General features: G+C 72.9%; 23 protein-coding genes and 1 tRNA gene. 17 read left to right on the forward strand and 7 right to left on the reverse strand.

Translation table 11 applies throughout. The annotated features are described in order from the left end of the window. Positions 1-56 precede the first annotated feature (56 nt). From era to OF117_RS10280, 3 genes are read left to right on the forward strand one after another with little or no spacing between them, the layout of a single operon-like run. Positions 57-974, forward strand: a complete 918-nt coding sequence (gene era / locus OF117_RS10270; protein WP_263552735.1) for a GTPase Era — start codon at positions 57-59, stop codon at positions 972-974. Positions 975-976: 2 nt separating this feature from the next. Next, positions 977-1,723: a DNA repair protein RecO gene (gene recO / locus OF117_RS10275; RefSeq protein WP_263552736.1), complete on the forward strand. Its 747-nt coding sequence runs from the start codon at positions 977-979 to the stop codon at positions 1,721-1,723. Beyond that, positions 1,720-2,484, forward strand: coding sequence for an isoprenyl transferase (locus OF117_RS10280; RefSeq protein ID WP_263552737.1), 765 nt, complete (start codon positions 1,720-1,722; stop codon positions 2,482-2,484). The genes recO and OF117_RS10280 overlap by 4 nt, the downstream gene beginning before the upstream one ends. Positions 2,485-2,503: 19 nt before the next feature. On the opposite strand, the gene OF117_RS10285 is transcribed toward OF117_RS10280, so the two are convergent. Beyond that, complete coding sequence (locus OF117_RS10285) at positions 2,504-2,920, reverse strand: Fur family transcriptional regulator (RefSeq protein WP_263552738.1); 417 nt, start codon at positions 2,918-2,920, stop codon at positions 2,504-2,506. Between the two features lie 130 nt (positions 2,921-3,050). On the opposite strand from OF117_RS10285, the gene OF117_RS10290 reads away from it, so the two are divergent. The 3 genes from OF117_RS10290 (at position 3,051) to OF117_RS10300 (ending at position 5,538) form a co-directional block, all read left to right on the forward strand. Continuing rightward, the gene (locus OF117_RS10290; RefSeq protein ID WP_263552739.1) at positions 3,051-3,338 is read left to right on the forward strand and encodes an antibiotic biosynthesis monooxygenase; all 288 of its coding nucleotides are present in this window, start codon (positions 3,051-3,053) and stop codon (positions 3,336-3,338) included. Positions 3,339-3,462: 124 nt separating this feature from the next. Beyond that, positions 3,463-3,984, forward strand: coding sequence for a hypothetical protein (locus OF117_RS10295; RefSeq protein WP_263552740.1), 522 nt, complete (start codon positions 3,463-3,465; stop codon positions 3,982-3,984). A gap of 126 nt (positions 3,985-4,110) precedes the next feature. Beyond that, positions 4,111-5,538 (forward strand): glycine--tRNA ligase, encoded by a 1,428-nt coding sequence (locus tag OF117_RS10300; RefSeq protein WP_263552741.1) that lies wholly within the window; start codon positions 4,111-4,113, stop codon positions 5,536-5,538. A 36-nt stretch (positions 5,539-5,574) separates the two neighbouring features. Here OF117_RS10300 and OF117_RS10305 read toward each other — a convergent pair whose 3' ends face one another. Continuing rightward, positions 5,575-6,150: a DinB family protein gene (locus OF117_RS10305; RefSeq protein WP_263552742.1), complete on the reverse strand. Its 576-nt coding sequence runs from the start codon at positions 6,148-6,150 to the stop codon at positions 5,575-5,577. Between the two features lie 176 nt (positions 6,151-6,326). On the opposite strand from OF117_RS10305, the gene dusB reads away from it, so the two are divergent. The 8 genes from dusB (at position 6,327) to OF117_RS10345 (ending at position 16,293) form a co-directional block, all read left to right on the forward strand. Beyond that, entirely contained in the window at positions 6,327-7,490 is a 1,164-nt protein-coding gene (gene dusB / locus OF117_RS10310) for a tRNA dihydrouridine synthase DusB (RefSeq protein ID WP_263552743.1), read from the forward strand. A gap of 157 nt (positions 7,491-7,647) precedes the next feature. Then, on the forward strand, positions 7,648-8,085 hold the full coding sequence (locus tag OF117_RS10315; RefSeq protein WP_263552744.1) for a hypothetical protein: 438 nt from the start codon (positions 7,648-7,650) through the stop codon (positions 8,083-8,085). Between the two features lie 214 nt (positions 8,086-8,299). Continuing rightward, positions 8,300-11,008 (forward strand): pyruvate, phosphate dikinase, encoded by a 2,709-nt coding sequence (ppdK, locus tag OF117_RS10320; protein ID WP_263552745.1) that lies wholly within the window; start codon positions 8,300-8,302, stop codon positions 11,006-11,008. Between the two features lie 158 nt (positions 11,009-11,166). After that, positions 11,167-11,796, forward strand: a complete 630-nt coding sequence (locus OF117_RS10325) for a YdcF family protein (protein WP_263552746.1) — start codon at positions 11,167-11,169, stop codon at positions 11,794-11,796. 10 nt (positions 11,797-11,806) lie between these two features. After that, complete coding sequence (locus tag OF117_RS10330) at positions 11,807-12,313, forward strand: hypothetical protein (protein ID WP_263552747.1); 507 nt, start codon at positions 11,807-11,809, stop codon at positions 12,311-12,313. A 52-nt stretch (positions 12,314-12,365) separates the two neighbouring features. After that, the gene (locus OF117_RS10335) at positions 12,366-12,896 is read left to right on the forward strand and encodes a hypothetical protein (protein ID WP_263552748.1); all 531 of its coding nucleotides are present in this window, start codon (positions 12,366-12,368) and stop codon (positions 12,894-12,896) included. Next, entirely contained in the window at positions 12,896-15,724 is a 2,829-nt protein-coding gene (dnaG, locus tag OF117_RS10340; protein WP_263552749.1) for a DNA primase, read from the forward strand. Before OF117_RS10335 ends, dnaG begins: the two co-directional genes overlap by 1 nt. Continuing rightward, entirely contained in the window at positions 15,721-16,293 is a 573-nt protein-coding gene (locus OF117_RS10345) for a hypothetical protein (protein ID WP_263552750.1), read from the forward strand. The genes dnaG and OF117_RS10345 overlap by 4 nt, the downstream gene beginning before the upstream one ends. Before the next feature lie 54 nt (positions 16,294-16,347). Here OF117_RS10345 and OF117_RS10350 read toward each other — a convergent pair whose 3' ends face one another. Then, positions 16,348-16,569, reverse strand: a complete 222-nt coding sequence (locus OF117_RS10350; protein WP_263552751.1) for a hypothetical protein — start codon at positions 16,567-16,569, stop codon at positions 16,348-16,350. Between the two features lie 140 nt (positions 16,570-16,709). Here OF117_RS10350 and OF117_RS10355 point away from each other — a divergent pair. Then, positions 16,710-16,782, forward strand: a tRNA-Asn gene (locus OF117_RS10355). A 389-nt stretch (positions 16,783-17,171) separates the two neighbouring features. Beyond that, positions 17,172-17,633, forward strand: a complete 462-nt coding sequence (locus OF117_RS10360; RefSeq protein WP_263552752.1) for a transposase — start codon at positions 17,172-17,174, stop codon at positions 17,631-17,633. A gap of 239 nt (positions 17,634-17,872) precedes the next feature. Here OF117_RS10360 and OF117_RS10365 read toward each other — a convergent pair whose 3' ends face one another. The 4 genes from OF117_RS10365 to OF117_RS10380 all read right to left on the reverse strand — a co-directional run bounded on the left by OF117_RS10365 (position 17,873) and on the right by OF117_RS10380 (position 21,685). Then, positions 17,873-18,415 (reverse strand): NAD(P)H-dependent oxidoreductase, encoded by a 543-nt coding sequence (locus OF117_RS10365; RefSeq protein ID WP_263552753.1) that lies wholly within the window; start codon positions 18,413-18,415, stop codon positions 17,873-17,875. Next, on the reverse strand, positions 18,412-19,305 hold the full coding sequence (locus OF117_RS10370; protein WP_263552754.1) for a fumarylacetoacetate hydrolase family protein: 894 nt from the start codon (positions 19,303-19,305) through the stop codon (positions 18,412-18,414). The genes OF117_RS10365 and OF117_RS10370 overlap by 4 nt, the downstream gene beginning before the upstream one ends. A 78-nt stretch (positions 19,306-19,383) precedes the next feature. Then, a complete protein-coding gene (locus OF117_RS10375) occupies positions 19,384-20,187 on the reverse strand; it encodes an IclR family transcriptional regulator (protein ID WP_263552755.1) in 804 nt (267 codons plus the stop codon). Between the two features lie 151 nt (positions 20,188-20,338). Continuing rightward, positions 20,339-21,685: a flavin monoamine oxidase family protein gene (locus OF117_RS10380; RefSeq protein ID WP_263552756.1), complete on the reverse strand. Its 1,347-nt coding sequence runs from the start codon at positions 21,683-21,685 to the stop codon at positions 20,339-20,341. Positions 21,686-22,315: 630 nt separating this feature from the next. Between OF117_RS10380 and OF117_RS10385 the strand changes: the two genes are divergently transcribed. Beyond that, complete coding sequence (locus tag OF117_RS10385; protein ID WP_263552757.1) at positions 22,316-23,677, forward strand: MFS transporter; 1,362 nt, start codon at positions 22,316-22,318, stop codon at positions 23,675-23,677. The last annotated feature ends 54 nt before the right edge of the window (positions 23,678-23,731 follow it).

Below are 23,731 nucleotides of genomic sequence, written 5' to 3' on the forward strand. Positions count from 1 at the left end.
GCCGGGTGGCGGCGTCCGCACCGGTCGCGTCGGTGCCGGGTGGGAGACTGTCCGGCGTGGACGTGAACGACCAGCAGCCGTACCGCAGCGGCTTCGCCTGCCTGGTCGGGCGTCCCAACGCCGGCAAGACCACGCTCACCAACGCTCTGGTGGGCACGAAGGTCGGCATCGTCAGCAACCGGCCGCAGACCACCCGGCACGCCATCCGGGGAGTGGTGCACCGGCCGGGTGGGCAGCTGGTGCTCGTCGACACCCCCGGGCTGCACAAGCCGCGCAGCCTGCTGGGCCGGCGGCTCAACGACGTCGTCCGCGACCAGCTGGCCGACGTCGACGTGGTGGTGTTCTGCGTTCCGGCCGACGAGCCGGTCGGCCGGGGCGACGCGTTCATCGCCCGCCAGCTCCGCGACGTCCGGGCGCCGGTGGTCGTGGTCGTCACCAAGACCGACGCGGCGTCGAAGAAGCAGGTCGCCGAGCAGCTCGTGGCCGCCAGCCAGCTGGTCGACGCCGCCGAGGTGGTGCCGGTGAGCGCGGTCAGGGGCGACCAGGTCGAGCTGCTGGAGGACCTGCTGGTCGGGCTGCTGCCCGAGGGCCCGCCGCTGTACCCCGAGGAGCAGACCACCGACGACGACACCGAGCGGCAGATCGCCGAGCTGATCCGCGAGGCGGCGCTGGAGAAGGTGCGCCAGGAGGTGCCGCACTCGCTGGCGGTCACGGTGGAGGAGCTGGTCCGCCGCGCCGACCCCAAGCGGGCCGGCGCGGAGCTGGTCGAGGTGCACGCCCTGCTGCACGTCGAGCGGCCCAGCCAGAAACCGATCGTCCTGGGCCGGCAGGGCGCGACGATCAAGCAGATCGGCACCGAGGCCCGGCTCGGGCTCGAGCAGCTGCTCGGCTCGCGGGTGCACCTCGACCTGCACGTCACCGTGCTGGGGGAGTGGCAGGACGACCCCAAGAAGCTGAACCGGCTGGGGTACTGACCGTGGCCACCGTCCACAAGTCGCTGTACCGCGACGAGGGCATCGTGCTGCGCACGCAGAAGCTGGGCGAGGCCGACCGGATCGTCACCGTCCTGACCCGCCGGCACGGCAAGGTGCGCGCGGTGGCCAAGGGCGTGCGGCGGACGAAGAGCAAGTTCGGGGCGCGGCTGGAGCCCTTCAGCCACGTCGACCTGCAGCTGTGGACCGGTCGCAGCCTCGACATCGTCAGCCAGGCCGAGTCGATCCGCGCCTACGGCTCCGGCATCGCCGCCGACTACCCCGCCTACACCGCCGGCACCGCGGTCCTCGAGACCGCCGACCGGCTGACCGTCGAGGAGAAGGAACCCTCGCTGCGGCTGTTCCTGCTCGTCGTCGGCGCGCTGCGGACGCTGACCGAGGGCACCCACGCGTCGGGCCTGGTGCTCGACGCGTTCCTGCTGCGGGCGATGTCGGTGGCCGGGTGGGAGCCGGCGCTGGGCGACTGCGCCCGCTGCGCCGAGCCGGGGCCGCACCGGCACTTCTCCGTGCCCGCCGGCGGCACCGTGTGCCCGGCCTGCCGGCCGACCGGCGCGGCGACGCCCAACCAGCTGACCATCGAGCTGCTGGAGGCGCTGCTGTCGGGCGACTGGAACATCGCCGACGCCAGCCAGCAGGCCCAGCGCCGGGAGGGCAGCGGGCTGGTCGCCGCGCTGCTCCAGTGGCACCTGGAGCGCGGCCTGCGGTCGCTGGCGCTGGTGGACCGCTCGTGAGGTGGCCGGTCCGGGCGCCCGACCCGCACCCGTCCGGCGTCCGGCCGCCGCCGATCCCGGCCGACCGGGTGCCGCGGCACGTCGCCATCGTCATGGACGGCAACGGCCGCTGGGCCAAGCAGCGCGGGCTGCCCCGCACGGCCGGGCACGAGGCGGGGGAGCACTCGCTGTTCGACTGCGTCGAGGGTGCCATCGAGCTCGGCGTCCAGGCGATCAGCGCCTATGCCTTCTCCACGGAGAACTGGCGGCGCAGCCCCGAGGAGGTCCGCTTCCTCATGGGCTTCAACCGCGACGTCATCCGCCGGCGGCGCGACGAGATGCACGAGCTGGGCGTGCGGGTGCGCTGGGCCGGCCGCCGCCCGCGGCTGTGGCGCAGCGTCATCCGGGAGCTCGAGATCGCCGAGGAGATGACCCGCGACAACGACGTCCTGACGCTGACCATGTGCGTCAACTACGGCGGGCGGGCGGAGATCGCCGACGCCGCGGCCGCCCTCGCCCGCGAGGTCGCCGCCGGCCGGCTCGACCCCGACAAGGTCGACGAGTCGACCTTCGCCCGCTTCCTCGACGAACCCGACCTGCCCGACGTCGACCTGTTCGTCCGCAGCTCGGGTGAGAACCGCACCAGCAACTTCCTGCTGTGGCAGTCGGCCTACGCGGAGTACGTGTTCATGGACACCCTCTGGCCCGACTTCGACCGGCGCCACCTGTGGGCCGCCTGCGAGCAGTACGCCGCCCGGACGCGCCGCTTCGGCAAGGCCTGACCCGGGGTCCCGCGGTGCGTCAGGCGCTGTCGCGGGCCGGAGCGGTCGTCGGCGCGACGGACCGGCAGGCCGCGCACGTGCCGAAGATCTCCAGCGTGTGGCTGACGTCGGCGAAGCCGTGCTGTTCGGCGACGCGGTCGGCCCACTGCTCGACCGCCGGGCCCTCGACCTCGACGGTCCGGCCGCACGCGCGGCAGACGAGGTGGTGGTGGTGCCGCGGGCTGCACCGCCGGTACAGCGCCTCACCCGAGTCGGTGCGGATCGAGTCGAGTTCGCCGTCGTCGGCCAGCGACTGCACCGCCCGGTAGACCGTCGACAGCCCGACCGGATCGCCCGCCGCGCGCAGCCGCGCGTGCACCTCCTGCGCGCTGTGGAAGCCGTCGAGGTCGGCGAAGACCGCGCGGACGGCGGCGCGCTGACGGGTGGTGCGGGCCATGCACCCATGGTGACAGGCCGTGGCGGCCGGCCGCCGCGACGATCGTCGTCCGGTCGTGGCACCGTGTCGTCGGGCAGGTGCCGGCGCGGTCGTGCCCTGCCGGGCAGGCACGGCGGAAGGGGACGGGCGGGTGTTCGCGGTGACGCGCCTGCGGGTGACCGAGGCGGACGGCGGGGTGCTGCCCGCGCAGGCGCGGGCGTTGCTCGCCGCGCTGGCCGGGCGTCCCGGCTACGTCGACGGTCGGCTCGGGCGGTGCGCCGACGACCCCGGCCTGTGGGCGCTGGTCACCCGGTGGGACGGCGTCGGCGCCTACCGCCGGGCGTTGTCGGCCGCGGACGTCAAGATCGCCGGTGCTCCGGTGTGGGTGCACGCCGTCGACGAGCCGAGCGCCTACCTCGACCTCGACGAGGGCGGCTGACCCCGGTGCGCCGCGGGTTCGTCCCGACCAGGCGTAGGCCGGTCCGGGCCGGGCATCCCGGAGGGGCCCGGTGCCGCCGTCCGGCCGGCGGAGTCGCGCGGCCCGGGCTCCGGAGGGGACGCCGATGACCGACCGACCGCAGGAGGACCGCGGCCGCCGGCCCGCCGTCGGCGACGTGGACGCACCGACGTCCGACCTGTCGCTGCCGCGGGTGCCTCCACCGCCCCGGGACGACGGCACGCGGCCGCCGCGACCGGCGACGTCGACAGCGACGGGACCGGCGGTGGCGACGGGCTCGGCGGCGGACGGGTCGACCGGTGCGCCGGCCACCCCGCCCAGCCCGCCGCAGCGCCGCCCGTCGGTGGACCCGGTCGCGGACCAGCCGACCGATCGGCTCGCGCCGCGAACCGGGCACGGCCGGAAGAGGACCCTGACCTTCGCGCCGGTCGGTCCCTCCGGCGGGCACGCGGCGACGCCCGACGGCACCGCCCCCCGGCGGCCGGGGGCTCCCCGACCGCCCGGCATGCCCTCGGTCGTCCCCCGGCGTCGACGTCGGCGGTGGCCCTGGGTGCTGCTCACCCTGCTGCCGTTCGTGGTCATCGCCGGGGCCGGCGCGGTCCTGGCCGTGCTGCTGCTCGGCGGCTGACCGCCGGGCGCACCGCCGGTGGCGGGTCGCGGTGGCGAGGCTCCGACGTCCGGCCGGAGGTCCCCGCCGGGGGGCCTCTACCGTGGACGGGTCAACCCCGCCGACCGCCAGCCGGATGGAGCCCCCGTGGCAGCGCCCGTGAACGAGACCGCCCCGACCACCACCTCGACGCACGACCCCGCGCGCCTGGACAAGGTGGTCAACCTCTGCAAGCGGCGGGGCTTCGTCTTCCCCTCCGGGGAGATCTACGGCGGCACCCGCTCGGCGTGGGACTACGGCCCGCTCGGCGTCGAGCTCAAGGAGAACATCAAGCGGCAGTGGTGGCGCACCGTCGTCCAGAGCCGCGACGACATCGTCGGCCTGGACTCCTCGGTGATCCTGCCCCGGCAGACCTGGGTGGCCTCCGGCCACGTCGGGGTGTTCACCGACCCGCTCACCGAGTGCCAGAGCTGCCACAAGCGGTTCCGCGCCGACACGCTCGAGGAGGAATTCGAGCAGCGGAAGGGCCGTGCGCCGGAGAACGGGCTGGCCGACGTCCCCTGCCCCAACTGCGGCACGAAGGGCGCGTGGACCGAGCCGCGCGACTTCAACATGATGCTCAAGACCTACCTCGGCCCGGTCGACGACGAGTCGGGCCTGCACTACCTGCGGCCGGAGACCGCGCAGGGCATCTTCGTGAACTTCACGAACGTGATGGGCGCGGCGCGGATGAAGCCGCCGTTCGGGATCGGGCAGATCGGCAAGTCGTTCCGCAACGAGATCACCCCGGGCAACTTCATCTTCCGCACCCGCGAGTTCGAGCAGATGGAGATGGAGTACTTCGTCGAGCCCGGCACCGACGAGACGTGGCACCAGTACTGGATCGACCAGCGCACCGACTGGTACGTCGACCTCGGCCTCTCCCGCGACAACCTGCGGCACTTCGAGCACCCCAAGGAGAAGCTGTCCCACTACTCGAAGCGCACCGTCGACATCGAGTACCGCTTCGGCTTCCAGGGATCGGAGTGGGGTGAGCTCGAGGGCATCGCCAACCGCACCGACTTCGACCTGTCGACGCACACCGAGCACTCCGGCGTCGACCTGTCGTACTTCGACCAGGCCACGAACACCCGCTGGGTCCCGTACGTCATCGAGCCCGCGGCCGGCCTCACCCGGTCGCTGATGGCGTTCCTCATCGAGGCCTATGCCGAGGACGAGGCGCCGAACACCAAGGGCGGCGTCGACAAGCGCACCCTGCTGCGGCTCGACCCGCGGCTGGCGCCGGTGAAGGCCGCCGTCCTGCCGCTCTCGCGCAACGCCGACCTCTCACCCAAGGCGCGCGACCTCGCCGCCGCGCTGCGGCAGAACTGGAACGTCGACTTCGACGACGCCGGCGCGATCGGCCGCCGCTACCGGCGGCAGGACGAGATCGGCACGCCGTTCTGCGTCACCGTCGACTTCGACACCCTCGAGGACGACGCGGTGACCGTGCGCGAGCGCGACACGATGACCCAGGAGCGGATCGGCCTCGGCCGGGTCGAGGGCTACCTCAAGGCGAAGCTCCCCATCTGCTGACCCATCGCCGGTCTTACCGGGCGCGGTGGCGCAACCTCAGCCGCGCCGGCGGTAGAGGTCGCGCAGCAGGGCGATCTCGGCGCCGTGGTGGATCACCTCGCGGTTGATGTGCAGGACCAGCATGGCGATCGGCGCCTCGGCGTACGCCCCCTCGGCCGGGCCGCACGTGCGCCGCAGGTCCTCGACGGACAGCCCGCGCACGCCGGTCGTCCACGCCGCGTACGCCGCGTCGAGCTGCTCCAGCGCGCCGGCGGCGTCGCCCGCGTAGTGGTGGTGGACGTAGTCCGCGGGCGGTCCGCCGAAGTGGCTGGCGGCACGCTGCCCCAGGACGCCGACGATGACGTGCCCGAGCCGCCACGCGATGGTCGTCACCGGCGGCGGGTCCGGCTCGGGATAGGCGAAGTCGATCGTGAAGTCGCCGCCGCCGGCCGCCATCGGCGCCGTCGCGGTGCCCCGAGGCCGGACGCTCCAGGCGCCGCCGACCGGCTCCCACAGGTACTCGTCGTCGGTGAGCCCGTCCAGACGGGGGCGCAGCTGGTTCCGCCAGTGCCAGTCCAGCTGCTCGGCGAGCTGGCCGGTCCAGTCGAGCGGCGCCGCCAGGGTGGTCTCCATCCCGCCACGGTAGGGACGGCTCGCCCCGGTGATCCACGACTCCGCGGTCGCTGCGGTGGCGCTGCGGCACGGCGTGCCCGTGCACGCGAGCGTGTGCGCCGACGCCCTTCGCCGCCCTCGAACCGGGCCCCGGCGCACACGCTGGCGGGGAGCAGCCGCCGCCTACCCTGGGTGGCGTGACCAGCACGCTCGCCGCGACGACGACGGCCGCCCTCCCGGCGTTGAAGTTGGGCGCGCTCGCCGTCGACCCCGCCGTCGTGCTCGCGCCGATGGCCGGCATCACGAACCCCGCGTTCCGGACGCTGTGCCGGGAGTTCGGCGCCGGCCTCTACGTCTGCGAGATGATCACCACGCGGGCGCTGGTCGAGCGCAACGAGAAGACGCTGCAGATGGTCCGCGCCACGGCCGACGAGCGGGACGCGTTCTCCGTGCAGCTGTACGGCGTCGACCCGGCGACCGTCGGCCGCGCGGTGGAGATGCTGGTCGACGAGCAGGTCGCCGGCACCCGCCCGGCGCACGTCGACCTCAACTTCGGCTGCCCGGTGCCGAAGGTGACCCGCAAGGGCGGCGGCGCGGCGCTGCCGTGGCGGCGGCGGTTGTTCCGCGACATCGTGCGCGCCGCCGTCCGCGCCGCCCGGGACGTGCCGGTGACGGTCAAGACGCGGGTCGGCATCGACGCCGAGCACGTCACCTACCTGGAGGCCGGGCGGATCGCGCAGGACGAGGGCGCCGCCGCGATCACGCTGCACGGGCGCACCGCCGACCAGCTCTACAGCGGCACCGCCGACTGGACGCACATCGCCCGGCTGGTCGAGGCCGTCGACGTCCCGGTGCTCGGCAACGGCGACGTCTGGGAGGCCGACGACGCCCTGCGGATGGTCGCCGGCACCGGCTGCGCCGGGGTGGTGATCGGCCGCGGTTGCCTGGGCCGGCCCTGGCTGTTCGGCGACCTGGCCGCCGCGTTCGCCGGCCGGACCGAGCGGGCGCTGCCGACCCTGCGCGAGGTCGCCGGGGTGATGCTGCGGCACGCGCAGCTGCTCAGCGAGGAGCAGGGCGAGCTGCACGGCTGCACCGATTTCCGCAAGCACGTCGCCTGGTACCTCAAGGGTTTCGCGGTCGGCGGCGACGTCCGGCGGGCGCTGGCCATGGTCAGCGGCCTCGACGAGCTGGCCGGGCTGCTGGCCCGCATCCCCGACCAGCCCTATCCGGCCGACGTCCTCGGCGCGCCGCGGGGCCGGACCAGCCCGCCGCGGCCGGTCGCCCTGCCCGAGGGCTGGCTGGCCGACCGCGACGACCCCCGACCGCCGGCCGGGGCAGAGCTGCTGGTGGGGGGCGGATGAGCACCGCGAGGACGACGGCCGAGGGAGCATCGCAGCGGGATGCCCGGAGCCGACAGCGAGTGAGCATCGCAGCGAGCGCCAGCGAGCGAGGAGCGGAGCGAGCGCGGAGGCGACCCGCGGCGTCGAGCGAGGAGCGGATCGAGGCCGGAGTCGGACCATGAGCACGGGCCCGTACCTGTACGACGACGACCCGGCGCCGCTGCACACCGGCACCCCGCGGCAGCGCCCGTGGCTGCTGGTCGGCCTGCTCGTGGGCACGGTCGTCGTTGCCGTCGCCATGGTGGTGACGCTGCCGCTGTTCCGCGGCAGCCCGGGGGAGCAGGCCCGCCAGAGCGTCACCGTCTTCCTCGCCGCGCTCGCCGCCGACGACACCGAGACGGCCTACGGCCTGCTCTGCGAGGCGGAGCGCGACCGGATCGACGAGGCCTCCGTCGCCGAGGAGTACCTCGGCGACGGGCCCGGCCGGGTCGTCTCCTCCGCCGACGAGGGGGCGGTGCAGGCCGTGCGGGTCGAGTGGGGGGACGGCGCGTCGTCGGAGTTCACCGTGGTCAACGAGGACGGCGCCCGCGTCTGCGGCACCGCCCCGGCGGGCTGACGCGGGAGGGTCGACACCGGACGGCTGACACCGGTCACCCGTCCCGCGGACGCGGACTCGCGTGTCGCCGTCCGGCGCGCCACGATGCCACCGAGGTCCGGCAGCGTGGCCGTGCCCGCGTCCCGGTCGTCCCGCGAGGGGTGGTCCGACCGGCGTCCGTGCGGCACCGTCTCGACCATGCCGGCCCCGGCTGTCGAGCGCGGAGGTGTCGAACGTGTCCAGCGGTGCGTCCACCAAGTGGGTCTACGACTTCAGCGAGGGCAACAAGGACCAGAAGGACCTGCTCGGCGGCAAGGGCGCGAACCTCGCCGAGATGACCAACCTGGGGTTGCCGGTGCCGCCCGGCTTCACCATCACCACCGACGCGTGCCGCCACTACCTGGAGCACGGCAGCATCCCCGACGACCTGGCCGATCAGGTGACCGAGCACCTCACCGCCCTGGAGAAGGCGATGGGCAAGACGCTCGGTGATCCGGCCGACCCGCTGCTGGTGTCGGTGCGTTCCGGCGCCGCGGCGTCGATGCCCGGGATGATGGAGACCGTCCTCAACGTCGGCCTCAACGACGAGTCGGTGCACGGCCTGGCCGAGCAGTCCGGCAGCCAGCGCTTCGCGTGGGACTCCTACCGCCGGCTGGTCCAGATGTTCGGCAAGACGGTGCTCGGCATCGACGGCGAGCACTTCGACGAGGCCTTCGAGGAGGTCAAGCGGGAGCAGGGCACCGAGTCCGACCTCGACCTGGACGCCGACCACCTGCGCGACGTCGTCGACCGGTTCAAGGCGATCGTGCGCGAGCACGCCGGCCGCGAGTTCCCGACCGACCCGCGGGAGCAGCTCGACCTGGCGATCAACGCCGTCTTCGACTCGTGGAACGCCGAGCGGGCGGTCCTCTACCGCCGCCGCGAACGCATCCCCGGCGACGCGGGCACGGCCGTGAACGTGGTGGCGATGGTGTTCGGCAACCTGGGCATGGACTCCGGAACCGGCGTCGCCTTCACCCGCGACCCGGGCAGCGGGGAGCAGGGCGTCTACGGCGACTACCTGCAGAACGCGCAGGGGGAGGACGTCGTCGCCGGCATCCGCAACACCGTGCCGCTGCCCGACCTGCAGCGCATCGACGAGGCGGCCTACGACGAGCTGCTCGACACCATGTCGCGGCTGGAGTCGCACTACCGCGACCTGTGCGACATCGAGTTCACCGTCGAGCGCAACAAGCTGTGGATGCTGCAGACGCGGGTGGGCAAGCGGACGGCGGGCGCCGCGTTCCGCATCGCCACCCAGCTCGTCGACGAGGGCCTCATCGACATGGACGAGGCGGTGCGCCGGGTCACCGGCGACCAGCTGGCGCAGCTGATGTTCCCGCGGTTCGTCGAGGGCGGGGACGCGCAGCAGCTCACGCAGGGCATGAACGCCTCGCCCGGCGCCGCGGTGGGCAAGGCCGTGTTCTCCTCGGAGACCGCGGTGCAGTGGGCGGGCCGGGGGGAGAAGGTCGTCCTCGTCCGGCGGGAGACCAACCCCGACGACCTCTCCGGGATGATCGCCGCGCAGGGCGTGCTGACCAGCCGCGGCGGCAAGACCTCGCACGCCGCGGTCGTCGCGCGGGGGATGGGCAAGACGTGCGTGTGCGGCGCCGAGGAGCTGCAGGTCGACACGAAGGGCAAGAAGTTCACCGCGCCCGACGGCACCGAGGTGACCGAGGGCGACGTCATCTCCATCGACGGGTCCACCGGCCGGGTGTGGCTGGGCGAGGTGCCGGTCGAGCCGTCGTCCGTCGTCCGCTACTTCGAGGGCGAGATCGACCCGGAGTCCGACGAGACCGACGACCTGGTGCGCAGCGTGCACCGCATCCTCACGCACGCCGACGGGGTGCGCCGGCTCGCCGTCCGCACCAACGCCGACACCCCGGACGACTCCGCCCGGGCACGGCGGTTCGGCGCGCAGGGCATCGGCCTGTGCCGCACCGAGCACATGTTCCTCGGCGACCGGCGGCAACTGGTTGAGAAGCTGATCCTCGCCGAGAGCGACGAGGAGAAGCAGCAGGCCCTCGACGCGCTGGCGCCCCTGCAGAAGCAGGACTTCCTGGAGATCTTCGAGGCGATGGACGGGCTGCCGGTCACCGTGCGGCTGCTCGACCCGCCGCTGCACGAGTTCCTGCCCGACCTGACCGACCTGTCGGTGCGGGTGGCCGTCGCCGAGGCCGAGGGGCACCCGGACGAGGCCAACCTGCGGCTGCTGGCCGCCGTCCGCCGGCTGCACGAGCAGAACCCGATGCTCGGGCTGCGCGGCGTCCGGCTCGGCCTGGTGGTCAAGGGGCTGTTCGCCATGCAGGTGCGGGCGATCGCCGAGGCCGCCTGCGAGCGCAAGCGCGCCGGGGGTGAGCCGCGGCCGGAGATCATGATCCCGCTCGTGGGGGCCGTGCAGGAGCTGGAGGCCATCCGCGAGGAGTCCGAGCACGTGCTGGCCGCGGTGTTCGAGGAGTGCGGCGTCACGCTCGACGTGCTGATCGGCACGATGATCGAGGTGCCGCGCGCGGCGCTGACGGCCGACGAGATCGCGTCGTCCGCGGAGTTCTTCTCCTTCGGCACCAACGACCTGACCCAGATGACCTGGGGCTTCTCCCGCGACGACGTCGAGGCCGCGTTCTTCCACGCCTACCTGGACAAGGGGATCTTCGGCGTCTCGCCGTTCGAGTCGCTGGACCGCCCGGGCGTCGGGCGGCTCGTCGAGATCGCCGCGGAGAAGGGCCGGGCGGCGCGGCCGGGCCTCAAGCTCGGCATCTGCGGCGAGCACGGCGGTGACCCCGAGTCGGTGCACTTCTTCCACGAGGTCGGCCTGGACTACGTGTCGTGCTCGCCGTTCCGCGTGCCGGTCGCCCGGCTGGAAGCCGGCCGGGCGGCGCTGGGGGCCGAGCACGTCGGGAGCTGACGCCGGCGTCGATCACCCCCCCACCCGGCGTTGATCATCGTCGTCCGGCTGCCGCCACCGGCGTGTCGGGCAGCCGTACGGCGATGATCAACTTCGGGTGACCGGACCACCCATCCCACCCGTCCCGGACGGTCGGCGGCCCGTGGTACCCATGACCCGTGGGGGTGCGCACGGGGAGCCTGGTCGGTCGGGTGGTGGTCGCCGCCGTCTTCGCGGCCGTGCTGCTGGTCGTGGCCACCGCCGCCGCGATCTGGTGGACGGCGCGGCAGGACGCGCGGCCCTCGTCCGACGCGATCGTCGTCCTCGGATCGGCGCAGTACGACGGCGTGCCGTCGTCGATCTTCGAGGCGCGGCTGGAGCACGCGCTGGCCCTGTACGAGGCCGGCGTCGCGCCGGTGGTGGTGACCGTGGGCGGCCGGGCGGACGGCGACCGGTTCGCCGAGGCCGAGGCCGGTCGCGACTACCTGGCCGGCGCGGGCGTGCCCGGCGACGCCCTGCTCGCCGTGCCCGAGGGCGTCGACACCCTGCAGAGCATGCGCGCGGTGTCGGCGGCGTTCGGCGAGCGCGGGTGGCGGAGCGCGGTGCTGGTCACCGACCCGTGGCACGTCATGCGCACCGAGCGGATGGCCGAGGACGCCGGCATCGCCGCCGAGAGCTCGCCGACCCGCCAGGGCCCGTCGGTCTACAGCCGGGCCACGCAGTTCCGCTACATCCTGCGCGAGACGGCGGCCTACCTGCTGTACCGCGCGACCGGTGAGAGCATCGCCGGGGCCCCGGGGATCGGCTGAGGGAGCTCGGATGCTGGAACTCGGCAAGCCCGGCTCGACCGGGACGAAGGGCGAGACGCCGGTGCTGCGCGACGGGGTCGTCGTCGCCACGCTGCGCGCGTCGAGCTGGAAGGAGGCGGCCACCGCAGTCGTCGGCGGCCGCGAGTGGATCTTCACCAGGCGGAAGGGCGAGCTGACCGCGCGCCGCGGCGTCGACCCGGAGCACGCCGTCCGGTTCCGGGCCCGGCAGACCTCGTGGTGGAAGGGCAGCTGGGCGGTCGACCTCGAGGGCAGCTCCGTCGAGGTGGAGAAGGCGTCGATGTGGAAGGGCACGCACCGGTACTCCTCCGGCGGCCGGCCGGTGGCCGAGAGCGGCAGCACCGGCGGCTGGTCGCCCCGGCCCACCCTCGCGGTCCACGGTGACCTCACCGACGACCAGCAGGTCTTCCTGCTCTGGCTCGAGCTCGTGGTCAGCCGGCGCCACCAGGCCGCCATGACCGCGGGCATCGGCGCCGCCGTCGTGGGCGGGAGCAGCTGATGGCCGGGCGCGGGCGCCGCCTCCCGCCGACGGCGACGGGGGAGAGATGGCGGTGACCGGGGGGACCGTCCTGGAGCTGGGCGAGGCCGGTGTCGGGGGGGTGGCCGTGCTGAGCGGTGGTGCGGTCGTCGCCACCCTCCACCTGTCGCCGTGGCGGACGTCGGCGACCGCGGTCGTCGCCGGTCGCGACTGGGTGTACGGCGCTCGGCGGCGCGAGCTGACCGGGCGGCTGGCCGCCGAGCCGGCGGGGACGGCGCGGCTGCGGGCCTGGCCGACCTCGTGGTGGCGGAGCCGGTGGGCCGTCGCGCTCGACGGCACGGTGCTCGAGGTGCAGCACGCGGCCAAGGGGCCGGGCGCTCGCCGCTTCCTCTCCGGCGGCCGGATCGTCGCCGCGAGCGGACGGACCGGCGGCCGGCCCGCGCTGCCGACGCTGCACGCTGCGGACGGCGTGCCGCTCGACCACCAGGTCTTCCTGCTGTGGGTGGGGATGGTTCTCGACCGCCGGTCCGGGTCGTCGGCGGACGGGGGCGGCGGCGAGTTCGGTGACGACGGGGGAGGCGACGGCGGGGGAGGAGGCGACTGATGGCCGGTCGGGGACGCATCCGGGCGGCCGACATCGCGCTGGTGCGCGAGCGCAGCCGCATCGACGAGGTGGTCGGCGAGCACCTGCAGCTCAAGCGGGCCGGCGGGGGCAGCCTCAAGGGCCTGTGCCCGTTCCACGACGAGAAGTCGCCGTCCTTCCACGTCACCCCGAGCCGCGGGCTCTACCACTGCCTGGCAGGTGAGACGGGCGTGCTCACGGAGGACGGGACCGTCCCGATCCGGGAGCTGGCCGGCCGGACCGTCCGGGTGCTCAACGGTGACGGCGGCTGGGTCGAGGCGCCGTTCAGGTCCTACGGCGTGCAGCCGCTCATGCGGCTCACCCTGACCCGCAACGGTCGAACCAAGGTCATCCACGCGACCGACGAGCACCGCTGGTTCGTCCCCACCGGTCGGCTGCGCCAGGACCGCTGGGAGAAGCTCACCAAGGAGTTGTGTGCGGGCGACGTCCTGTCGCCGTCGTTCCCGATGAGCCGGGTCCTCAACCCGGCGACGCAGCCCTCGCCGTTCGGGATCGCCCGGGGCATCGTCTTCGGTGACGGGACGCGTGCCGGCGCCGGCTCCATAGCTGTGCTGTTCGGTGAGAAGGACGCGGAGTTGAGCCACTTCTTCGAGGGTTGCCGCTCGTGGTCGGAGGAGCGCGGGACGCGGTACTACGGGCTGCCCGCCTACTTCAAGGAGGAGAGGCCTGCGCTCGACGAGGACGGCGCCTACCTCCTGGGATGGTTGGCCGGCTACTTCGCCGCTGACGGGTGCGTCGCGGAGGACGGGGACACCATCCTCAATTCCGCTGACGTCGAGAACCTCGAATACGTCCGGCGGCTGTGCACCAGGCTCGGCGTCGGCACGTACGGCATCGCCAAGCAGAACCGAGTGGGAATCGACGGGGTGCCGAGCGACATCTACAACCTCCGTCTCATGACCAAGGGCCTGCCCGACTCCTTCTTCCTCCTGTCCCAGCACCGTGCCCGGATCCTGGCCAACCGCAAGAACTACGAGCGCAAGCGGTGGGTCGTGCGGTCGGTGGAATGGAGCGACCGCGTCGAGGAGGTCTTCTGCGCCGAGGTCCCCGGTACGCACGCCTTCACGCTCGAGGACAACATTCTCACCGGGAATTGTTTTGGTTGCGGAGTGGGCGGCGACGTCATCTCCTTCGTCCAGCAGATCGACCATCTGTCCTTCTCCGAGGCCGTCGAGCGACTGGCCGCGCGGGCGAACGTCGAGCTGCGCTACGAGGACGACGGCGGCCGCCCCACCGCCGCGCCCGACCGCGCCGCGGTCGGCCAGCGGGCGCGGCTGGTCGCCGCGAACACCGCCGCGGCCGCCTTCTACGCCGAGCAGCTGGGCACGCCCGACGCCGCGCCGGCCCGGCAGTTCCTCGCCGACCGCGGCTTCGACCGGCAGGTGGCGGTCGACTACGGCTGCGGCTTCGCCCCGGCCGGCTGGGACGCGCTGACCCGGCACCTGCGCGCGAAGGGCTTCAGCCAGCAGGAGCTGGTCACCGCCGGGCTGGCCAAGGAGTCGTCGCGCGGCACGCTGATCGACCGGTTCCACCGCCGGCTGCTGTGGCCGATCCGCGACCTCACCGGCGACGTCATCGGCTTCGGCGCGCGCAAGCTCATGGACGACGACCCGGGGCCGAAATACCTGAACACCCCCGAGACGCCGCTGTACAAGAAGAGCAGCGTGCTCTACGGCATCGAGCGGGCCAAGCGCGACATCGCCCGCTCCCACCAGGCGGTCGTCGTCGAGGGCTACACCGACGTGATGGCCTGCCACCTCGCCGGGGTCACCACCGCGGTCGCCTCCTGCGGCACCGCCTTCGGCCCCGAGCACATCGCCGTCCTCCGCCGGCTGCTCATGGACCAGGACGAGTTCCGCGGCGAGGTGATCTACACCTTCGACGGTGACGCCGCCGGCCAGGCCGCCGCGATGAAGACCTTCAAGGAGGACCAGCGCTTCGTCGGGCAGACCTTCGTCGCCGTGGAGCCCGACGGCCGCGACCCCTGCGAGCTGCGGCAGGCGCACGGTGATGCCGCCGTCCGCGACCTCGTCGCCCGGCGGACGCCGCTGATCGAGTTCGTGCTGCGCACGCTGCTCGCCGAGTACGACCTCGACACGGTGGAGGGCCGGGTCGCCGCGCTGGAGCGCACCGCGCCGCTCGTCGCGCACATCAAGGACCACGCGCTGCGCCCGGCCTACGCCCGCCGGCTGGCCGGGCTGGTCGGCAACACCGACGAGGCCGAGGTGGTCGAGCGGGTGCGCCGGCTGACCGGGGAGGGTGGTCGGCCGGCGCAGGCCCGCGGCCGCGTGCCGCGGCGCAGCCCGGACGACGCCGCGGTCGCGGTGGAGCGGGAGGCGGTCAAGGCGGCGCTGCAGGTGCCCGAGATCGCCGGCCCGTCCTTCGACGCCGTCCCGGCCGCCGCCTACACCGATCCCGACTACGCGGCGGTGGCCGCCGCGGTGGCGGGCGCTGGGGGAGCGGCGACGGCGACCGTGACCGGTCCGGCCTGGCTGGACCAGGTCGCCGCGCACTGCGAGCGGGAGACCGCGCGGGCGCAGCTGACCGCGCTCGCGGTCGAGCCGCTGCGCTCGGTGGGGGAGGGCGACCCCGCGTACGTCGGCGCGGTGCTGGCCCGGCTGCAGGAGATGGCGACCGTCCGGCGGGTGGCCGCGCTCAAGGGCAAGCTGCAGCGGATGAACCCGGTCGAGGACCCCGACGGCTACACCAAGGTGTTCGGCCAGCTGGTCGCGCTGGAGCAGGAGGCCCGGTCGCTGCGGGAGCGGGCGATGGGCGGGCTGACACCATGAGCCTGCTCGACGCGGTGAAGCGGCGCCTCGCCCGTCCGCCGGAGCCGGTGCGGTCTGCGATCGCGGCCACGGCCGACGCCGACGAACGGGTCCTCGCGTGGGGCGGGCTGGTGGCCGGTGAGGGCTGGCTGGTCGCCACCTCGCGCGGGCTGCGCGTGGTGGCGACGGCCGGCACCGAGCGGACGGGCGCGCACGTGCGGTGGCACGAGGTCGGGCACGCGCGGTGGGCCGGCACCGCCGACGGCGGCGGCACGTTCACGGTCACGCCGCTGACCGAGGTCGAGCCGGGGGTGCAGGCGCGGCTGCCCGCGGTGCGGTACGTGCTGGACGAGGCCGGTGACCTGCCCGCCGTCGTCCGGCGGCGGGTCGACCAGACGGTGGTGGCCAGCCAGCGCTACCCGCTGCCCGACCGGGGCGGGGTGCTCCTGGTGGCGCGGCGGGTGCCGGGGCAGGCAGCGAAGGAGTGGACCGTCGTCTTCGACGACGACGCCGACCGGGACGACCCGGCGGCCCGGGAGGCCGCCCGGCAGCGCCTGGCCGACGCGGTCGCGGCCGAGCAGCCCGGCTGACCGCGATCCCGGTCCGAGCGGCGCCGGCAGCCGGGCCGGCGCGCCGGCGGTGCTTCAGCGCGCGGTGGTGTCCGGCGCGTCGCTGCCCATCTTGGTGCGCACCGAGGCGAGCGCGTCGTCGGCCCGGGCCTGCGCCATCCCCGCGACGCTCTGCAGGCGCGGGTCGTCCTTGGCCCTCGCCCAGGCGCGGCGGATCTGCTCGTAGCGCTCGCGGCCGGCGCGGGCGCCGAGCACGTAGCCGGCGCCGAAGCCGAGAAGGAAAGGCAGCTTCGCCACGGAGGACCTCCTGGTGAGGTGGGGCCGATGGGGCTGATCACGCTACCTGCGGCGGGCGTGACGGCCCCCACCGCGAGCCGGTGCCGGGTCGGCCATGTGCGTGGGGTAACCTCGTCGGGCGTGCGGGTCGCACCCGCCGATCCCCCGTAGCTCAATTGGCAGAGCATGCGACTGTTAATCGCAGGGTTATTGGTTCGAGTCCAATCGGGGGAGCAAAACCACAGATCAGAGGGCCGCCAGCTCCTTGAGCGTCCGAGCGGGCCATGAAGAACCCATGATCTAAGTGCGAATCCTGGCGCCTCCGCGGGCTGCGGTCGGATCAGCGCAGTCGCGGAAATCGATGGGCCAGTCGATGCCGGACGCCAGGCAGCCGAGGTGCCGGGGCGGATCAGGCTCAGCTTGGCGGGTCGGCCGTAACGGCCCAGGCGGTCTTGACGGCCCCAGGTCACGCGTACCGGTATCGCCCCAGCACACCGTCCTCCTGTTCACCTCCGGTATCTGCGCCCGCAGCCCACCCGTCTGGCGCACGGCCGCCGGTCCGGTCATGTGGTCTTCGAGTGCACGGCCGAGTCGCGCTGGGTGAAGAGGCGTCATGGGCTGCGGTGGGCGCTAGGGTCCAGCGCCACGGCGGATGTCCACCAAATGCGCTGGCCGAGCTCGATGCGGTCATCGCACAGGCGTGCCGGCCGTGGGCGCACCAGGTGGAGCTGCTGCAGACGATTTTCGGAGTGGGGCCGAAGGTGGCCCAGGTGATCCTGGCCGAGACCGGCGGGGACATGTCCCGCTTTCCGACCGCCGAGCACCTAGCCTCCTGGGCGGGAGTGGCGGCAGGCGTGCACGAGTCGGCCGGCAGGCGCACCCCGGTCGGGGCGCCGCACGGCAACAAGTGGCTGACCGCGATGCTGGTCGAGGCGGCCGGCTCGGTAGGCCGGATGAAGGGCCGGAACTACTTCTCGGCGCAGTTCGCCCGGCTGGCCACCCGCCGCGGGATGAGCCGGGCCGCGGTCGCGGTCGCGCACGGCGCGGACCGGGGCCACCGCGTGCACCTCTGCCCACCGCGTTAGTGGCGGCTCGCTCGCCATCCCGACCTGCCAATCGGCGCGCCGGAGTCGGCCGCCGACCTGCGGGACGCCGACCACGACGTCCACCGCCGGAGGTCAGAGCGACGGTCGGCAACCCGGGGCGGGAGGGGTCAGGGCCGGACCGCGAGCTCCCGCAGCGGCCCTAGAGTGCTTTCCGAGGGCTTCCCTCGCCAGCAGGTGACCCTCGTCCGTGGCGTCCAGGACGGACGGGCACGTGCTTATTAAACCTGCGGCCGCAGTGCGGCCAGCGCTGGGGAGGAGCGGACGGTGATGGTGAGATCGACCAGTGCCGAGCCGTGGGTGGCTGCAAGGGCTGCGCTGTCCTCTGTGAGGGTCTTGCGATCAAGAAAGCCGGAGTGGTCGAGGTACAGCCCGGGGGCGAGCACCTGGACAGCGAAGAACCCCGCGAGTACGCCCCGAAGGTCGTTGACCGCCAGGAAGTGGTGGCCGCTGGCGCCGGTCAGGACGACGGCTGCGGCCTTGCCCTGCAGCGGGGCGCGGGTCTCTCCCCACTTGCCGCGTTCGGTGCCCTCGAGCACGCCCTTGAGCAGGGCGCTGTACGTCGCCCGGTAGACGGGGCTGCCGAACACGACGGCATCGGCGCCCTCGATGGCTTCGACGACCTCGGACAGCGCGGTCCGGCTGAGTTCGAGGAGTCCGGTCTCGGCGCCGCGGTCAGCAGCTCCGGCGAGGATGCCTGCGACCGCCGTGGCCGTCCGGCCGCCCACCTCCGGTCCGCCGGCTAGTCCGAGGACCCTGGTCATCCGGCTTCCCGCATCCGGTCCGGCACGAGGAGCGTCTCGTCGGGACCGGTGAAGGTCTGGACGAGCTCGCCGATGCCCTCGACGTGGCTGCGCAGCACGTCGCCCGGACCGAGAAACCGCGGCGGGGTCCGGCCCACGCCGACACCGGGAGGGGTCCCGGTGAACAGGACGTCTCCGGGACAGAGCTCGACAGTGCGGGAGAGGTAGGCGACCAGGTCGGGCACGGAGAAGATCATCTGCGAGGTGCGGCTGCGCTGGACCACCTCGCCGTTGATCGTGGCGCCGAGGTCGAGGTCGTCCGGGTTGTCGAGTTCGTCGATCGTCACCAGCGCCGGACCGATCGGCGCGAAACCGCGATGCGACTTCGCCAGGCTGAACTGCGGCACCGGGCCGGACATCTGACCGCGGCGCTCGGACAGGTCCTGTCCGACGGACAACCCGGCGACGGCATCCCAGGCACGAGCGGCGGGGATGCCGCGGCCCCCGCGGCCGATCACGACCACGAGCTCGACCTCCCAGTCCACCGACCCGGGCGGCAGCGACACGGTCGTGACCGGGCCGGAGATCGCCGAGGCGAACTTGGTGAAGATCACCGGCGTCTCGGGTCGAGCGATGCCGGCCTCGGCGGCGTGGTCGGCATAGTTCAGTCCGACGGCGAACACCTGCCGCGGCCGCGGCGACGGCGCCCCGAGCCGGACAGGGTCGAGGTCGCCGGTGTCGGTCGGCGTCAGATCGCCGGCGCTGGTCTCGCACCAGGCGACGAACTCCTCCCACCTGTCGTAGACGTCCTGCGGGCCGGAGGAGAAGTGGCCGCGGCTGGCCGCCGCGACGTCGACGAGGCCACTGGCGGTCGACACCTGCAGGCGGCCATCGAGGTTGAGCAGACGCACCTGGGCTCCGTTTCGTCCGTGAAGCGTGCTGGGGATGTTCGATCGGTCGACCGGCGCGACTGACGGTCCGACGCGGGATCAATCGCCGGCCGAGTCCTGCCAGAAGACGTCGACCAGTCGATCGACGATGTCCTGCATCTGCTGCAGGGCCTCCGGGATGCGGGCGCGTCCGAAGCGGTAGCGGGGACCGTTGAGGGTCAGGACCGCCACCAGGGTTCCGGACGAGTCCCGCACCGGCCGCGACAGGGAGATGAGTTCTTCCTCGAGCTCGTTGTCCATGACCGCGAACCCCTGTTCCCGGACCTGGTCCACTTCCCTCAGCAGGACTGCCCGGTCGGTGATGGTGTGCGAGGTGTAGGCCTCGAGCTTCTCGGGGAGCAGCGCGACGACCCTCTCGGTCGGCATCTCGGCGAGCAGCACCTTGCCGGAGGAGCTGGCGTGCAGCGGGTACCGCTGGCCGACCATGTGCTGGGACATGCTGCTCCGGATGCCGACCAGGTGCGAACCGAAGGCCTCGGCGACCAGATCCAGCCCGTCCTGAGCATTCGGTACTGACAAGGTCGCTGACTCGTTGAACTTGTCCGCCAGTTCCTGGACCAACGGCTGCGCCCTGGCGACCAGTCCGACGTAGGGGTCGGCGTGGCGCCCGAGCCGGGCCATCTCCCACCCCAGGATGTAATTGTGGTCGATCCGGTCCACCAGTCCGGTTCGCTCGAGGCTGTAGAGCAGGCGGAAGGCGGTGGGACGAGAGATGCCCACCGCCTTCGCCAGCGTGGTCACGGTGGCCCCGGTGCGCGGTTGGGCAGCCAGTTCCCGTAGCAGCCGCACCGCCTTCGTCACCGACTTGTTGGCCATGTCCGCAGGTTCAGGTGCCTCGCTCATGCCGCCCTCTCGTCCCGTTGTCCGACGTGTCCGCGTCGCGGCGCGTGCGCCGGCATCGCCGACTAAGTGTATCGGCGTGTTCAGATAGTGGACACCGCGTGGGTGAGCGTGGCCGCCATGGAGTGTGGCGGAGCGACAGAGGTGGACCTCCTCAGGTCGAGGTGCCGACGGGAGCGGCGGTTCGGAAGTGGGCGGTGCGCAGTGCGCCGGTGATCTCACGGGCCGCGCGCAGACCGGTCTCGATGGCGCCGTCGATGAAGCCGGCCCAGAGGTTCGCGATGTCGCTGCCGGCGAAGTGGAGGACGCCCTCGGGAGCCTGCTGCGCGGCCAGGTAGCGGGTGACCTGCCCCGGGCGGTTCATGAGCCAGGTCTCCCGCGAGTACGGGTCGCTCATCCAGTCGTGACCGGTCACCTCGAGGACTTCGAGGTCGTCGCGCCACACGGCCAGTGCGCGCTGGACGGCGTCGCGGTCGGTGACGTCCAGCCGCGTCGAGTCGGCGCCGAATCCCACCAGGACCGCGTCGTCGTCACCGATGTACTCGGTGCGGACCACCGACAGCGGTTCCGCGCCCCGCGAGTAGGCGAAGAAGGGGCGGATCGGGCCGCGCACCCGGATCCAGACCTTGGTGCCGCGTGAGGCGGTCTTCTCCCGGCTCGCGGCGAGCTTGCCCTCGTTCAGCGGAGGGGAGACGTCGAGGTCGCCGAGGATGTTCATGGGCAGGGTGAGGACGACTCGCCCCGCTGCGACGGTCTGGCCGTCGGCCAGGTGGACGCGGGCGCCGTCCGGCTGGTGCTCGATGCGCCGGACCTCCGCGCCGGTGCGGATGTCCGCGGCCGTGTCGGCGGCGATGGCGGCCACCAGGGCCTGGGTGCCCTCGGCGAGCCGGAAGACGGCGGAGGCCTCGTGCATCAGGTGCCAGGAGCCGGCGGTGGCGGCGGTCCAGCGCAGTGCCGAGCTGAAGGCGCCGTCGGTGAGCGGAGCGTTGAAGTGCCCGACCCAGGCGGCCTCGTTCGCGTGGTACTCCTCGACGCTCAACTGCAGCTCGTCGAGCTTTTCCTGCACGCTGTACCGGTCGGCCTCGGCAAGCTCCGGGGCCGCGGTGGGGGCGTCCGGGCGCGGAATGAACCGCATCGTGTCGGCGAGCAGCCGGCGCATCCCGGGGTCGATGAGCCGCATGAACTCCTCGAGCGTTCCCCGGCGGAGCTGGTCGCCGGCGAGCCAGTACGCCTCCTCCGGCCGTGGGCCGCGGGTCACGCCCAGTCCGTAGCGGGTGACCTCGGCCCACGCGTGCGGCTGTACCCAGTGCAGCCAGTTCCCCCCGATCTCGAGATCGCGGCCGAGTCGACGGTCGGTGAACACCCGTCCGCCGAGCCGGTCGCGCGCCTCCAGGACGATCACGCTGAGACCGGTACGGGACAGCTCACGAGCGGTGATCAACCCCGCTATGCCGCCACCGACGACGACCACGTCGGCCTCCCTGTCGATGCTGCTCGCCATAGCCTGCTCCTCGCGGTTCCGAAGGCGGTGGGACGCGTAGACCTGCGCCGGCGAGGCGCTCGTCCACGTCCATTTTCTGAACGAAACGTTCAGGAAGAGAGCCTGAGCTGTAGGTCACAGTCTGTCAAGGCGTCCAGCGCCCGGCTCGCCCTCCCCACGCTCGTCGCCGCGCGAGCCGGAGATGTCCCACAGGGGGTCGGCGTGCTGCCTCGGCGGCGGTCCGGCGACCCCGGTGGCCGGTCGGGTCGCGGGTCATCGGTTCCCCCATGGTGACTGCCATTCCCGCCTCAACTGCGGATTCGCGGTTCGGCTCCCCCGGGGGCGTCGAAGGGGAGGTGTCACGACGCCTCGGGCGGCGTGGCGACGGGCCGTCGAGGCGCGGCGCATCCCCGCGTCGAGGTCTTGTGGCGGTCCGCACGAACAAGTTCTTGACGAGGCCTGAGGCGCCTGTCACACTTTGGACGCAACGTTCACAAATTGAACGACGGGGATCGCGACTCTGTACCGACGGTGATGGCATCACGTGCGACCAGCCCATCGCCGAACATCCGTTCATCCGCTGGCGACCGTCCGTCGCCTCCTCGTCGTCCGAGACCACGACGACGACGGCCGTGCCCCTTAGGAGCGCTGGTGTCAACCAACAACAGATCGGTCGGAAAGATCCGCACGCCGGAGGCCAAGCGGCGTTTCCTGATCCGGCTGGCCGCCGTCCTCGTCGGCGGGATGTTCATCGACGGCTACATCCTCGGGATCATCGGCACGGTGATCGGCACGATCGGGACCGATCTGGAGATCACGCCGCTCTACGAGGGGCTCATCGCGGCGTCCGCGCTGCTGGGCATCTTCATCGGCTCGCCGCTGGGCGGCTGGGCCGCCGACAAGTTCGGCCGCAAGCCGATGTTCATGGTGGACATGGGCCTGTTCGTCGTCGGGTCCGCGCTGCAGTTCTTCGTCGACTCACCGTTGCAGTTGTTCCTGGTGCGGCTGCTGATGGGCATCGCGATCGGCGCGGAGTACTCCGTGGGCTGGCCGCTGATGTCGGAATTCGCTCCGGCCCGGCTGCGCGGGACGCTGTTGGTGCTGAGCGAGGTCGGCTGGTACGTCGGCTTCATGGTGGCCTTCATCGTGGGCTACGTGCTCACCGAGTACACCAACGTGGATTGGCGGGTCGTCCTCGGCACCAGCACCGTGCTGGCCGTGATCCTGCTCATCGCCCGACTCGGCCTGCCCGAATCGCCGCGCTGGCTGTTCAACGTCGGCCGTATCGACGATGCCCACGCGGTCGCGCACGAGTACCTGGAGAACCCCCGCGACATCACCGACATCGACCACGAGGACCAGCGCAAGGGCAGCTTCGGGATGCTGTTCTCCCCGCAGTACTGGCGGGCCACGGTCTTCATCTCGGTGTTCTGGTTCTGCGCCGTCACGCCGTACTTCGCCATCGCCACCTTCGCCGCCAGCGTGCTGGAGGACTACGGCCTGGCGTCGGGGCTGGCCGGCGGGGTCGGGCTCACCGCGCTCGCTGCCCTCGGGGTGGTGGTCTCCACGATCCTGGTCGACCGGGTCGGCCGCCGTCCGCTGACCAACCCGCCGCAGTGGCTGTGTGCCGTTCTCCTCGCCGTCATCGGCCTGTGGGTGGGCGCGCCGCCGGTGGTCGTGCTGATCCTCTTCCTCGCCTTCTCCTTCTTCAACGCCATGTACACCGCGCTGACCGGGGTCTACCCGGGTGAGATCTTCCCGACCGAGGTCCGTGGGCTGGGCACCGGCTTCGCCGCCGCCGTCAGCCGGATCGGGGCCGCCGCGGGCACCTTCCTGATCCCGACGTCCCTCGAGCAGCTCGGGGCCGGGCCGACCATGCTCATCGCCGCCGCCATCGCCGCCATCGGTGCCGCGGTCTCCCAGGCCCTGGCCCCGGAGACCAAGGGGCTCAACCTCAGCGACACCTCCGCCGGGCTGGAGCACGGGCACCACCTGGTCCGCGAGGCCGCATGACTCCCGCTCGGGCACCGGCCGATCTCGGCCGGTGCCCGAGCTGGTCTCGATCCG

This window comes from Geodermatophilus sp. YIM 151500, assembly GCF_025716945.1.
Classification (GTDB): Bacteria; Actinomycetota; Actinomycetes; order Mycobacteriales; family Geodermatophilaceae; genus YIM-151500.

Bases quoted from the DNA above. Each gene is read 5' to 3' on its own strand.
- OF117_RS10285 (WP_263552738.1), bottom strand. From the start codon at position 2,920: ATGGCCCGCACCACCCGTCAGCGCGCCGCCGTCCGCGCGGTCTTCGCC.
- OF117_RS10295 (WP_263552740.1), top strand. From the start codon at position 3,463: ATGACCGACCGACCGCAGGAGGACCGCGGCCGCCGGCCCGCCGTCGGC.
- OF117_RS10305 (WP_263552742.1), bottom strand. From the start codon at position 6,150: ATGGAGACCACCCTGGCGGCGCCGCTCGACTGGACCGGCCAGCTCGCC.
- OF117_RS10315 (WP_263552744.1), top strand. From the start codon at position 7,648: ATGAGCACGGGCCCGTACCTGTACGACGACGACCCGGCGCCGCTGCAC.
- OF117_RS10330 (WP_263552747.1), top strand. From the start codon at position 11,807: ATGCTGGAACTCGGCAAGCCCGGCTCGACCGGGACGAAGGGCGAGACG.
- dnaG (WP_263552749.1), top strand. From the start codon at position 12,896: ATGGCCGGTCGGGGACGCATCCGGGCGGCCGACATCGCGCTGGTGCGC.
- OF117_RS10345 (WP_263552750.1), top strand. From the start codon at position 15,721: ATGAGCCTGCTCGACGCGGTGAAGCGGCGCCTCGCCCGTCCGCCGGAG.
- OF117_RS10365 (WP_263552753.1), bottom strand. From the start codon at position 18,415: ATGACCAGGGTCCTCGGACTAGCCGGCGGACCGGAGGTGGGCGGCCGG.
- OF117_RS10375 (WP_263552755.1), bottom strand. From the start codon at position 20,187: ATGAGCGAGGCACCTGAACCTGCGGACATGGCCAACAAGTCGGTGACG.
- OF117_RS10380 (WP_263552756.1), bottom strand. From the start codon at position 21,685: ATGGCGAGCAGCATCGACAGGGAGGCCGACGTGGTCGTCGTCGGTGGC.